Source organism: Paenibacillus hubeiensis (assembly GCF_032334105.1).
Lineage (GTDB): Bacteria > Bacillota > Bacilli > Paenibacillales > Paenibacillaceae > Paenibacillus > Paenibacillus hubeiensis.
Genome location: NZ_JAVYAE020000002.1, coordinates 401,009 through 413,255, shown reverse-complemented (window position 1 = coordinate 413,255; position 12,247 = coordinate 401,009). Strand labels below are relative to the sequence as shown.

At 46.2% G+C, this 12,247-nt stretch carries 13 protein-coding genes; 5 read left to right on the top strand and 8 right to left on the bottom strand.

Annotation, left to right across the window (positions count from 1 at the left end):
• Positions 1-105 precede the first annotated feature (105 nt).
• Entirely contained in the window at positions 106-495 is a 390-nt protein-coding gene (locus RSX24_RS08555) for a MerR family transcriptional regulator (RefSeq protein WP_343260285.1), read from the bottom strand.
• Positions 496-605: 110 nt separating this feature from the next.
• Between RSX24_RS08555 and RSX24_RS08550 the strand changes: the two genes are divergently transcribed.
• Positions 606-941, top strand: a complete 336-nt coding sequence (locus RSX24_RS08550) for a YciI family protein (protein WP_343260284.1) — start codon at positions 606-608, stop codon at positions 939-941.
• Positions 942-1,143: 202 nt separating this feature from the next.
• On the opposite strand, the gene RSX24_RS08545 is transcribed toward RSX24_RS08550, so the two are convergent.
• Positions 1,144-1,980: an AraC family transcriptional regulator gene (locus RSX24_RS08545; RefSeq protein ID WP_339272525.1), complete on the bottom strand. Its 837-nt coding sequence runs from the start codon at positions 1,978-1,980 to the stop codon at positions 1,144-1,146.
• A 151-nt stretch (positions 1,981-2,131) separates the two neighbouring features.
• Here RSX24_RS08545 and RSX24_RS08540 point away from each other — a divergent pair, with 151 nt between their 5' ends.
• The 4 genes from RSX24_RS08540 to RSX24_RS08525 all read left to right on the top strand — a co-directional run bounded on the left by RSX24_RS08540 (position 2,132) and on the right by RSX24_RS08525 (position 7,495).
• Entirely contained in the window at positions 2,132-3,868 is a 1,737-nt protein-coding gene (locus tag RSX24_RS08540) for a glycoside hydrolase family 2 protein (RefSeq protein WP_343260283.1), read from the top strand.
• Between the two features lie 102 nt (positions 3,869-3,970).
• Entirely contained in the window at positions 3,971-5,566 is a 1,596-nt protein-coding gene (locus tag RSX24_RS08535; protein WP_343260282.1) for an extracellular solute-binding protein, read from the top strand.
• 111 nt (positions 5,567-5,677) lie between these two features.
• Entirely contained in the window at positions 5,678-6,598 is a 921-nt protein-coding gene (locus tag RSX24_RS08530; protein WP_236412950.1) for an ABC transporter permease, read from the top strand.
• 15 nt (positions 6,599-6,613) lie between these two features.
• Positions 6,614-7,495 (top strand): carbohydrate ABC transporter permease, encoded by an 882-nt coding sequence (locus tag RSX24_RS08525; protein ID WP_236412525.1) that lies wholly within the window; start codon positions 6,614-6,616, stop codon positions 7,493-7,495.
• 182 nt (positions 7,496-7,677) lie between these two features.
• Here RSX24_RS08525 and RSX24_RS08520 read toward each other — a convergent pair whose 3' ends face one another.
• The 6 genes from RSX24_RS08520 to RSX24_RS08495 form a co-directional block, all read right to left on the bottom strand.
• The gene (locus RSX24_RS08520; RefSeq protein ID WP_343260281.1) at positions 7,678-8,397 is read right to left on the bottom strand and encodes a CPBP family intramembrane glutamic endopeptidase; all 720 of its coding nucleotides are present in this window, start codon (positions 8,395-8,397) and stop codon (positions 7,678-7,680) included.
• Complete coding sequence (locus RSX24_RS08515; RefSeq protein WP_339272534.1) at positions 8,390-8,947, bottom strand: PadR family transcriptional regulator; 558 nt, start codon at positions 8,945-8,947, stop codon at positions 8,390-8,392. Before RSX24_RS08515 ends, RSX24_RS08520 begins: the two co-directional genes overlap by 8 nt.
• A gap of 241 nt (positions 8,948-9,188) precedes the next feature.
• Complete coding sequence (locus tag RSX24_RS08510; RefSeq protein WP_236412522.1) at positions 9,189-9,452, bottom strand: hypothetical protein; 264 nt, start codon at positions 9,450-9,452, stop codon at positions 9,189-9,191.
• Between the two features lie 217 nt (positions 9,453-9,669).
• Positions 9,670-10,407 carry an MBL fold metallo-hydrolase gene (locus RSX24_RS08505; protein ID WP_343260280.1) on the bottom strand — a complete coding sequence of 246 codons (738 nt, stop codon included), beginning with the start codon at positions 10,405-10,407 and terminating at the stop codon, positions 9,670-9,672.
• A 140-nt stretch (positions 10,408-10,547) separates the two neighbouring features.
• Complete coding sequence (locus RSX24_RS08500; protein ID WP_236412520.1) at positions 10,548-11,573, bottom strand: UCP032817 domain-containing protein; 1,026 nt, start codon at positions 11,571-11,573, stop codon at positions 10,548-10,550.
• Between the two features lie 281 nt (positions 11,574-11,854).
• Positions 11,855-12,007, bottom strand: coding sequence for a hotdog family protein (locus tag RSX24_RS08495; protein WP_236412519.1), 153 nt, complete (start codon positions 12,005-12,007; stop codon positions 11,855-11,857).
• Positions 12,008-12,247 lie beyond the last annotated feature (240 nt).

The window sequence follows — 12,247 nt, the reverse complement described above, 5'->3', positions numbered from 1 at the left end:
CTTCTCTTTCTTCAATCAGCACCATACCGATTCACTATACCGGTCAAGCCAAAAAAGCCGCTAAATTAGCGACTTCATTGGGGAATATGTTCTTGTCCCTCGACATTATTTGTCCTGTAGTAGTTTATCTGAGTCCTCTAGATTTTTGAAAAAATTGATTTTATGATCGATTTTCTCCAGCGTCTGTTCAAGTTCCTTCATTTGGTCGATAACTTTCCTGCGATACGTTTCCATTAATTCACGTCGCGCTGCTATTGTAGAGACTTTACTACTATGCAAGGCGGTAAAGTTCTGCATCTCCCGAATGGACATCCCCATCGCTCGAAAGTAACTTAACACATGAAACCATACGATATCGGACTTTGAATACTGACGATATCCATTTTCGTCCCGTACTATACCGTCAATTAACCCGATTTGCTCATAGTATCGCAATGTATGGATGCTTAATCCCGTCTCTTCAGAAACTTGTTTGCTCGAAAATTTGTTTTCCATATTTTTATTATAGCACTGGCTCGGACGATATTGCTATCGAGTGCACTCTATACTTTATCATTGCACATGTAAGTAAAAATACAAATTTAAGGTAATGGAGGTTTTTGGGTATGTCTGATAATACAGCAAGCAACAATCCAGGAAAAATGCACTTCATGTTATGGTCTACACCCCCGAGAACGGCTTTTTCTAAGGAAATGACCGGTATGACCGAAGAAGAACGAAACATTATGCACCAACATATTGCCTATTGGACGGACTTGCAGAATCAGGGGGTTGCTTTAGTTTTCGGACCCGTATTAAATCCGAAATCTCCGCATGGGCTTGCAATCATTGAAGTTGAGAACGCAGAGCAAGTCTCACAACTCATCACAGAAGACCCCGCCATTATTGCAGGATTGATGACTGCCGAGTACTATCCGATGAATGCTGCGTTACCGAAATAACACTCTTCACTCTGAAGTAAATGTAAATGGGGGCTAATGCGACAAAGGTATTGGCTCCCTTTTTGCATGTTCATTCCACCACAGAATCCGAAAACCCATTCTATTACCAACAGCAGCCGATCTCAATTGATCGACCGCTGGCGCATATGAATTAGGCAGTTCTTCCCCTTAACGGCCCGCCTTTATAGAATTCAGGCAAGTATCACTCTCCCTGCATTCTGCGGTATTCGGTCGGAGAGAAGCCGTTGCGCTTCTTGAACGTTTTGCTGAACTGGTAGACATCAGAGTACCCACATGCTCTCGCTATGTCCGTGACGGAATCACCTGTGTACCGGAGTCGGCGAACGGCATGCTCATTGCGAAGCTGATCCAGGTACTGCTTGGGACTGCACCCGTACCTGTCTGCGAAGGTTCTGCGTAAGTAAACAGGAGAGAAACCCGTCTGCTCCGCCAATTCGGTGATGCGAAACTCGGTGGCAAATTCCGTATCCAGTTTCTCTTTGAACCTGCGAAGAGCCGCTGTTATTCCTTCCTCACCGCTGTGTCTTCCCCCTGCTTCCGCCGCCTCGTGTACCTCTTGCACCAAGCGATACCAGACCGATTTCACTCGTGCTTCCCGCACAAGATCCCCAGGTACCCATTCCCTTTCCGCTTCCCGGAACAGTTCCCCGATCTTCCCCGTACGCTCACTCTGTAAAGGCAAAAGAAAGGGCAGTCGCAGCCGCTCGATCGGCTCCGGCCCAACCCATTCATTCTCATTTTTCCTTAACGAAGCGCAATCGAAGAGCAGCATCGTCATTCGGAGTGGATGCGCCTCGGAAGACTTCATATAAAGAGGCAGCCCGGGCCAAAGGTAGACCAATGTGCCCCCCTCCACTTCCACGTCCCTCTCCTCGCAACGAAAAATTCCCTTGCCGCTGTAAATATAATAAAAGGTGTGCCCGGATACGGTCTGCCGAATATCTTCCCAGCCTGGCAGCGCCGGCTTGGCGATGACCCAGTGCAGATGCACCACCATATTTCCCAAAGCATACTCCATAGATACTTCCCTTCTTTATTTGTATCATTTTTGACAAATGATTAAGATTGTTTTTACCATTGTCGCTTCATTGCTACGAATGCTAAACTCCGAACATACAGACCATCGATTACAGATGTTCTACTGGAAAAATGAATTGGAGATGATGAAATTGATCCGCACGTTTCAGCAGCATCGACGTAGAGAATGCCAACTGCTTGATGGATTATGGGATTTCGTTTTTGACAAGGATGACATTGGATTATCGGAAGAGTGGCACAGGAACTTCCCTTCCAACCACGATCGCATCCCCGTGCCAGCCTGTTGGAATAACGAGCTTGGCAAATTCGACTACGAAGGAGTAGCATGGTACCGCACGTGGGTAACCCTTGATGATATCAGCCATCTGCGTCTACTGTTCCACGCGGTGATGGGACATGCCGATGTGTACTGGGATGGACAGCATCTGGGATACCATTATGGTGGATTTACTCCTTTTGACTTTACGATTCCTAGCGTGACTGCCGGAGTCCACGAACTCGTCGTCCGCACAGACAGTACGCTGGGGACGAACACGTTGCCATACCATATCGTGGACTGGTTTCATTACGGCGGAATCATTCGACCCGTTGAGGTTCAGCGTTTACCTGATGTTTGGATCGAGGGGATGCGCATTACCTATGACATGAAAGAAGATTCCAGCACTGACGTCCAAATCCGGCTCACGCTCCGCTCCATGTCGGATACTCCAGTCGAAGTGCCCGTATCCTTCTATAGGAATGATGAGATATTTCGAAATGATAACGCTTACCTCCCAGCTAAGGGTAGCATGGAACTCGTTGTGGAACAAGCCTGGTCAGACCTCAAGCGATGGGAACCGGAAAACCCAGCCCTTTACATGATCAGAGCCGTAGCCGGCCATGACGACCTTACAGACCGCATCGGGTTCCGTACCGTGGAGGCCCGGAACAAGAAGATTTGGCTCAACGGCAGGGAGCTTTATTTGCAGGGAGTTAACCGTCACGAAGAGCACCCCGAATGGGGCTTCGCATTTCCCAACAAATTGATGACCAAAGAGCTCGATATCATCCTGCAGATGGGATGCAACACTGTACGCGGGTCACATTACCCCCAAAGTGAATATTGGCTCGATCTGCTGGATGAGCGAGGCGTACTCTTCTGGAGCGAGATTCCGATTTGGGGCGCAGCGTTCCCGGCGGAACACACGGACGACCCGCTCTTCGTAAAACGTGCGATGACCATGATGGATGAGATGATCGAGCGAGATCTTCACCATCCCTCGATCCTGTTCTGGTCTGTCCATAATGAAATTGATACACGTTCCAAAGAGGCCTATGAATTGTCCATCAAGATGACAGAGCTTGTTAGGAGCAAGGATCCGTCAAGGCTGGTGGCTTATGCCACGATGCACCCTATGACAGACATCTGCCTCGGACTATTCGACGTTATCGGAATCAACTATTATGGCGGATGGTATTTCGGACATGTCGAGTTCGAAGAGATGCTCGAAATCTTTCACGAGCGCTGCAAGGAATATGGAGCAGAGCAAACCCCTGTGCTGATGACCGAGTTTGGCGGAGCAGGCGTATACGGCGATTCCGGCTGGGAACCCCGCTTATTCAGCGAGGACTACCAGGCGGATCTACTCGGAAAGTCGCTGAAGCTCTTTCGGGCCGATCCGAAGATTAGCGGAACTTATGTGTGGCAATTTGCAGATACAAGGGCTCAGCTTCAGAGTCATTTTCCCCACTTCAGAGACCGGGCACGTTCCTTCAACAACAAAGGACTGGTCAACGAATATCGCAAACCAAAGCTGGCCTATCGGGTAGTCAAGGGCATTTATACCGACCATAACGATCCATACGACTGGGGCTCCACATTGAGATGATAAGCAAAGGGCTATCCCTGGAAGGGATGGCCCCTCCAGATCAAAAAACGTCATTCCAAATTGATGAATACCATGATGGAGAATGAGGAGGACGATTTGTTCATGTTCATGTACACGCGAAAGATGAGCAGGCATGCCGTTGTTTTAATGATCTTGGGACTGTTTACGACTACGCTGGCTGCGTGCAGCGGAGGAGGAGCTGAGCCAACAGACTCGTCAGGAGTAGAGCAGAATCAACCGCTAACCCAATTAACGTATTGGGTGGATTTGTTTCCGGATGCTGCTGCCATTATGAAAAGTTATGGAGAAGTAACTGCCTGGAAGGAAATTGAAGCCAAAACCGGTGTGAAAATCGAATTTCAGCACCCGGCACAAGGCCAACTCGGAGAACAATTCAACTTAATGGTAGCATCGAATAAGCTGCCTGATGTTGTAGATTATGGATGGAACGCATACCCAGGCGGCGCACAGAAAGCAATCCGAGATAAAAAACTCATCCCATTGAATGATTACTTGGATCATGCCCCCAACCTAAAAAAACTGCTGGACGATCATCCGGAATGGAGAAAAATGGCTTCCACAGATCATGGGGATCTCATTGGCTTCCCGTTCATTCGTGAGGATGTCACCCAACAAGTGTTCCTGGGACCTGCAATACGCAAAGACTGGCTGGACCAATTAAATTTGTCGGTACCCACGACAATCGATGAATGGCACACCGTTTTGAAAGCGTTTAAAGAACGGGACCCGAACGGTAATGGTGAAGCGGATGAAATTCCGATTCTAATTTCGGCAGGAGAATTAACTTTTGCGGGTGCCTTCGGGACACCTAACGATTTCTACCGGGAGAAGGATACTGTCAAATACGGGCCGATTGAACCCGGCTTCAAGGAATACCTCGCCACAATGAACCAATGGTATAACGAAGGTCTGCTCGACAAGGACTTTGCGACGACGGATGCCAAAATGACCGATGCCAAAATAACAGGCAATCAGGTGGGGTCGGCGGTCCTGTTTCTCAATGGCGGCATTGGAAAATACATGGACTTGATGGCGCAAAGCCAACCGGATTTCAAATTGGTCGGAACCCCCTATCCGACATTAAATCCTGGCGAAAAGCCGGTCTTCGGACATATGGATAATCCCGTTACCGGCATCTTCGCAGCCATAACCGGAAGCAACCAAAACGTTGTTGGTACCGTGAAATTTCTGGATTATTTATACAGTGAAGAAGGAAAACTCATTATGAACTTCGGCAAAGAAGGCGAAACATACACGCTCGTTGACGGCCAACCCCGGTATACGGATGCGATTTTGAATAATCCTGACGGACTGCCGATTTCCCAAGCCTTCAGGAAGCATATTATGGGCGCTACCTCCGGTCCTTTTGTGCAGGATGTACGTCACACGCAGCAGTATACGACCAAGCCGGAACAAAAAGAGGCCATGACGTTGTGGTCAAACACTACACAGGAAAAAAGAATGCCTCCCGTTAGTATCTCTGTAGAAGAGAGCAGCCGATACTCCTCGATCATGACCGACGTCAATACATTTAAAGACGAAATGATTCTGAAATTTATTATGGGTACGGAACCGCTTGATCATTTCGATAATTATGTAGAAATGCTGAAAGGGTTAGGCATCGAGGAAGCGATCCAAATCCAACAGGCAGCTTTGGAAAGATACAACAACCGATAAGCAAAGCTTACCATTCCGGAATATGACGAGCATGCATGTCATATTCCGGACATCCGGGAGGGAGAATTTGTGCCTGATTTAGACAGAAACGCTGTACAAGCAGCAGCCAGAATGCCCGCTGAAAGCAAAAAAAGGATCATCATGAGGGACTTGGTTCGTAATCGCTACATTTATTTGATGCTTGTTCCCGTTATTGTTTATTACGCCATCTTCCATTATGGTCCTATGTACGGCTTGCTCATTGCTTTTAAGGATTACGGGATCGCAGATGGCGTATGGGAAAGTCCTTGGGTCGGTTTTACCCATTTTCAGAACTTTTTTGAAAACCCTTACTTTTGGCGTCTTCTTCGCAATACCTTAATGATCAGTATTTATGAATTGTTGTTTGCATTTCCTGCCCCGATCATCCTTGCTCTATTGCTGAATGAGATACGTCTTGTCATTTTCAAACGAGTCGTACAGACGATTAGTTATCTTCCCCACTTTATTTCAATCGTGGTCGTAGCCGGCATGCTTGTTGACTTTGCTGCCCGTGATGGCCTGGTGAATAACATGCTCGGCTTTTTTGGATACGAGCCCATCGCATTCCTGCAGGAGCCGGGATGGTTTCGCTCGATCTATGTATCCTCCGGGATCTGGCAAGGAATCGGCTGGGGTTCCATTATCTATCTCGCCGCCATGTCCTCCATTGATCCTACGCTGTACGATGCGGCTCGTATTGATGGTGCAGGACGTTGGAAGCAAACCTTGCATATCACGATTCCAGGCATTATGCCTACCATAGTCATCTTGTTTATCCTTAATATAGGATCCATGCTTTCCGTGGGAAGCGAAAAAATCATTCTGTTATACAACCCGCTTACTTACGAAACGGCTGATGTCATTTCAACCTATGTTTACAGAAAAGGTATTCTTGGAGCCGATTTCGGATATTCCGCTGCAGTAGGTTTATTCAATTCGGTCATCAGCTTCATTTTGCTCATACTCGCGAATACGATCAGCAAGCGAGTAAGCGAACATAGACTGTGGTAAAGGGGATCGTGAAAAATGACATATAAACGTTCTCTGGGTGAAACGGTATTTTCATGGTTTAATATTTGCTTTATGCTTTTACTCTGCTTCGTTACGCTCTATCCATTTATTTATATCCTGTTTGCATCTCTAAGCAATCCTGCAGAAATGGCCCAGTTTCGCGGCATGCTGTTCTACCCGCAAGGATTTAGTTTCGCTGCCTACAAAGCGGTACTGGAAAATCCCATGGTTACAACCGGGTACCGGAATACCCTCTTCTATGTCACAGCAGGTACGGCCATCAATTTGGTGATGACAACGCTCGGTGCCTATGCCCTCTCCCGTCGCAACGTTTATTTCAAAAACCACATCATGCTCATCATCGTGATTACTATGGTGTTCAGTGGGGGACTTATTCCTTCTTACCTGCTGATCAATCATCTCGGGATGTTGAATACACCTTGGGCACTTCTCTTGCCAGGGGCCATCAATTCGTTCAATTTGATTATTATGCGAACCGCATTTCAAGGCATCCCGGCAAGTTTGGAGGAATCCGCGCGCATCGACGGAGCGAATGACTGGGTTATTATGACAAGAATTATTATTCCCCTGTCCATGCCCGTCATTGCCGTCATGATTTTATGGTACGCCGTAGGCCATTGGAATTCGTATTTCAATGCATTGATTTATTTACGGGACCGGGAATGGTTCCCTCTTCAGCTGGTGCTCAGGGAGATTCTGATTTCCAACAGTACAGACAGCATGATGACAGGAGCAGCAGCCGGCGATCGTCTGGATATCGGGATAACGATAAAATACGCGACGATCATTGTGTCTACACTGCCGATCCTGATCCTGTATCCGTTTCTGCAAAAATATTTTGTGCACGGCGTTATGATCGGTGCGCTCAAAGAATAATGGACAGATTGGTTTCAAGGTTGCACACATTTGCTGCAAAACCTTGAAACCATTTTTGCCATAAGCGTGATATATCTAAATTCAAAACAATCTGGGGATAACAGTGATCGGAAGATGGTTCTGACCACGTAGTGACTCCGTGTAAAAATCATCGGTTCAACTTATATAGGGACCCTAGGCAGCTATTTCATAAATAAGGCACTGAAAATCACGACATCCTGCAAGAAATGAATCGTTAGCGCCCAGAAAAATCCTTTTGTTTCTAACATCGATTTGGCCAAAAACCATCCGATAAAAGCAGCCATCAATACGCCTGGTATCCCGCCCGGATTTCCAAAATAATGAACGACACCAAAGATCGATGCGGCTAATCCTTGCGCTACATACGGAGAAAATCCATAGCTGCTGACAACGGCAACAAACGAAAACCGAAAGATGATTTCTTCTGAAAAAGCATTCATAAGCGCAAATAGAAGGATGAGTATAACCCCGGGATATAGCTCCAGACTTACGCTCCCTCCATGAACCACTTGGAAGTAGATGACGACAGACGTTACCAACGTAATCACGATTGCGAAGTTTACACCTAACTTTTTCCACGTCTCCGTCTCTTTTGGCTTAACGCCAATCCACGGTTCTGGCCGGATTATTCCATCTCGCCTTTTAAGGTTTAAATAGGCAAGTCCCTCTTTCCCCGCGATTCCATAGACGATGCCGATCACAATAACAGCCAATAACAATACCGTGACTTGATAACTCATCTCTAGATTGTATCCAGCACTTTCGAATAGCTTCAATAGGAGGGGTGGACTGCTTTTGAACCATACCAAGAGAGGGGCACAAGCAGCAACCACGATCGAAATGAACAGGATGGGAACGATATTGAACCGTTTTTTATTCATTCTCTTGCCCCCTGTCTGGACGGTTTAACGATTCCAATGCATGTTGGCACCATTCGATGGTCATTCGCAGATATCGCTCACCATAGTCGAGGGTCAACAACCAGAGCTGGGCCTGTTTGCTTTCCTTGTCAGGAACACTCGCTTTAATTCCTGCAAGCATCGCAGTTAACCGCTCGCTCTCTTCTAATTCTTCCTGGAGAAAAGCGATTAATTGGGGGATATGCCGTTCATCGGAGACAAAGAGCTTCATAAGCAATTCGTTCCTGATCACAGATTCCTCGGGCGGGAGGGCTAACCATGAATCAAGCTGTTCACATCCTTGTCGCGTAACACCATAGACGATTTTACGCCTTCCCGTCTCAGCTTCTTCCACAACGGAAACATAACCCTCTTGCTCCAGTTGTTTGATGCTCTTATGAATATGTCCGTAGGATTCGTTCCAGAAAAGGCCGATGCTTTCCTTCGAAAACTTTACAAGTTCGTAGGCACTCATGGGTTTAATGCGAAGTAAGCCGAGAATGGCAAAATGGGTGGTATTGATTCTTTTCATACGTCCCTCCTCCTTCACAATATATCTTTAAGATATATCCAATTAGCATAATACTCCATAAGGCTAAGGATGGCAATCCATTTAGAGAAAAAATAAGCTCAAGCCGTTTTTAGTATTGGAAGCTCCACAACTTGAATTGCCGTTACTTCAACAAAAAAAGCAGCCCCGAACGGACTTCCCACACTGCTAATCAGTTAACAATGGAGTAGTTCATTCAAGGGCTACCTTTTTTATTTAATATTTACCAAGTAATCCAACCGCTTGTTCGTTTATAATTGTGAAGGAGTTCGTATTCTTCACTACGCATCAGTCGTTTCATTTTTGTTCTATAAAGGCGATAATCATCTTTTCGTGCTGCTTTACACTCTTTGTTGTAATGAACGCTCTTGATTCCTTTACGGAAATCTTTAAGCTTCTCTCTCCTTGGATCAATGGGCTTCCTGTTGATCCCCAGACTATGCTGCTTCTCATCTTCCCAGGATTGAATCTCTTCACGCGTAAACATCTTCATCCCCGTTGTGCCGGGTTAGATTTTGGCTTTTGAAGCCATGACCTTAGACACAACTAATAGAAGAAGATCTTCGGATTGAACATGAAATCACCTCGGTTTTTATTCAACCTAATTTTAACATATGGTAGCAGATTGGTGCATGGCCTGAAGGTGGCTGCATAACGTTTAGATATCCATTTAATCGGCAACCGGTTCAAGTTCTCAGAATGACTCAAGATTTATATTTATGGATTAATTGTTGGATCGCTTGTCGAACATCACCATGAAATAAACCTCCATGATAACAAATCAGCTGCTCGATATCGTAGTCAAGCAATCGCTGTACCGATCGTACGGCCTCATCCAGATCCATTGTATACTGGGGATTAGCAATGGCGAGCTCGCCTTCCTCGATGACGACGGCGTCTGCAGCGATCAGTGTTTTGCTGGCTGGCAAATATAATGAGATGTGCCCGGGCATATGACCTGGCGTGTGGATGATCTTAATCCCGCCGCACCAAGGCAGCCAATCCTCATCGGCTACCGTCCGGTCAACGGCAACCGGCTCGATCGACTTCAAGAGGCGAATAAATTGCTCCGCATATGGCTTTGCTTCATCGGTCAATGCGTCAAACGTTGATTCTGCCTGTTCAAGCCGCAATGATTTTTTCGTTCCTTCAATGTAAGGCGCTTCTAGCTCGTAAGCAACGATTTCGATGTGTGGATACTCCCTCTTCAAAGCAGCGACTGACCCCATATGATCCATATCGTGATGCGTCACGATCAGTTTAGTCATTGAATCGAGAGTAACGTTATACCGGTTAGCCGCTTTTTCAATAAGAGGCATGAAATCGGGATAACCGCAGTCGATAAGAATCGTGTCAAACTCATCTTGAAGAAGGATTGGGGTAATGACCTGTTTTTGTCCGTTATATTCAAACTCAATATCAAGTAGATGATAAGTACTCATCAACATACCTCCTAACTAAACAACAATAATTATTATTAACACATGACCTTCTCCTGCGATACGAAGCGCCGAAAGCCCCCATAGCCCCTGCGTCATCACGCTCCAAATGAAATTTCACCGTCATACGGTGCCCTCCTTCATTAATCTCCGCCACCGCCGCAGGATGAGCAGCTGGATGAGCTGCAAGAAGAATCTGAGGATGATCCGGAACCTCCGGATGAACCACTGCTGTCTGTGCAATGATCTGCATAACAGCTGGCACTGCTCGTGCAACTGCTGTTTGACGAAGACCCGGAGGCAGTCTTTTCCTGCGGGAGGATTTCCTGCTCCAGGCGACCCATGCGCACCCCGTATGTCGCTTCATGATGTATGGAATGGTACACCATGGCACTCGCCATGAGAAGAGCCACATCGCCCGTACCTGGAGATTCAAGAGAGAGTTCATTTGCGCTTAGACTTGCCGATCTTTGCAGTTTTTCAATCAAGTAGGTAATAACCTGCGCAGCTTCAGGACTCTCCTGCATGCGCCTGGCATGGAAGAGTTGATTCACCAGTTCGGACGGGTCTCCCTGCGCGATCAACTTTTGCACATCACCGGATAACGGATACCTGAAGAAATCGCCCCAGATCACGGAACTATAGGGAGTAAACGCGAATAATTGACAGTACACCCAGTCAAACCAGGCACGTGCTCCTGGCGTTTCGCGGCGGGTAACTGCGGGCTCATGATGTACAGTGGAACCCATAAACTCTGCGCAAAAGTCAGCGTAGGATCTCGTAAACATCAGCATTTCATGCCAAAATTCGTCTACCTCCTCGCTGAACATGGGCACCTGCTTAAGTAAAGAAGCCATAATGAAGTATCTCTTCAGCTCCAGCAGCTTCCATCGATATTCGTGCGTTGTCATATGAGGATATTCCTGTCCCATACGGATCTTCAGTTTGTTGGAAAAATGTTTATTGAAACTCTTTTCCAATTGAAGAACGGTTTGCTTATAGGAGACCTCTTCGCGAAGTCCAAGATTCAAAGGTAACTTTTTGCGCCTATACGTCACTTTTGCATGCCTTCTGCGGCTTCCCGCCGGACGGAAAATTCTGATCTTACGCCGAATCAAATATACCCCAATAACCAATAAAATGGCTGCGATGTAGTAGTAGATAGGCACAGCGCCTCTCCTCTCCGTTGATATCGTTTCTATGTATGGGTTAAACTCTCACTAGTATAAATGATGACCGGTAATGACTAAAAGAGCCCTTTGGCATAAATGCCAGTGCTGTATGTTCCTATGCCTGCCCATTGCTTCAAAAATCCCACGTTCAGGGAATTTACCCCTAACCTACGAAATTGCTCGAACATCGAATACAAGCAGGAGTTGGTCTGCTGGTTTGACTTGTCATCTGATACGACAATTATCAATACTAGTCAATAAACCTATTTTTGTGATTGCTACTCTCTCCATTGGACATAGCCACGCCACCGACCTGTGCCAGTGCTTCCAACAGATTTTTTATCTTCATCAATTTCCTCCAAGATTCCATCAACCCATAGAAATGGATTTCTATGCGGTATTACCTCTTGTATTCTTTCAACATCAAACATGATTGCCTTCTCTTGTAGTTTATTTAAAAACCGATTCAAGTAAATCCCGGGACATCTTAGATGCTTATCTAATCGGAAATAAGAACATGTTCTTGTCCCTCGACATTTAATGACCAATTAATGGTATGATTATAATACCCTGTTTTCGTTTTTTATTTTGCCGACCGGTCGACTAAATTTTCAGTGAGGTGCAGCTATGGAGCCTGTTATCCGAGAACTTAAATCCAGTTTTGAGAGTCT

What these genes read in the sequence shown, in the direction of transcription:
- RSX24_RS08555 (WP_343260285.1), bottom strand. Translation starts at nt 495, where the DNA reads ATGGAAAACAAATTTTCGAGCAAACAAGTTTCTGAAGAGACGGGATTA.
- RSX24_RS08550 (WP_343260284.1), top strand. Translation starts at nt 606, where the DNA reads ATGTCTGATAATACAGCAAGCAACAATCCAGGAAAAATGCACTTCATG.
- RSX24_RS08545 (WP_339272525.1), bottom strand. Translation starts at nt 1,980, where the DNA reads ATGGAGTATGCTTTGGGAAATATGGTGGTGCATCTGCACTGGGTCATC.
- RSX24_RS08535 (WP_343260282.1), top strand. Translation starts at nt 3,971, where the DNA reads ATGTTCATGTACACGCGAAAGATGAGCAGGCATGCCGTTGTTTTAATG.
- RSX24_RS08530 (WP_236412950.1), top strand. Translation starts at nt 5,678, where the DNA reads ATGCCCGCTGAAAGCAAAAAAAGGATCATCATGAGGGACTTGGTTCGT.
- RSX24_RS08525 (WP_236412525.1), top strand. Translation starts at nt 6,614, where the DNA reads ATGACATATAAACGTTCTCTGGGTGAAACGGTATTTTCATGGTTTAAT.
- RSX24_RS08520 (WP_343260281.1), bottom strand. Translation starts at nt 8,397, where the DNA reads ATGAATAAAAAACGGTTCAATATCGTTCCCATCCTGTTCATTTCGATC.
- RSX24_RS08515 (WP_339272534.1), bottom strand. Translation starts at nt 8,947, where the DNA reads ATGAAAAGAATCAATACCACCCATTTTGCCATTCTCGGCTTACTTCGC.
- RSX24_RS08510 (WP_236412522.1), bottom strand. Translation starts at nt 9,452, where the DNA reads ATGTTTACGCGTGAAGAGATTCAATCCTGGGAAGATGAGAAGCAGCAT.
- RSX24_RS08505 (WP_343260280.1), bottom strand. Translation starts at nt 10,407, where the DNA reads ATGAGTACTTATCATCTACTTGATATTGAGTTTGAATATAACGGACAA.
- RSX24_RS08495 (WP_236412519.1), bottom strand. Translation starts at nt 12,007, where the DNA reads ATGTTTGATGTTGAAAGAATACAAGAGGTAATACCGCATAGAAATCCA.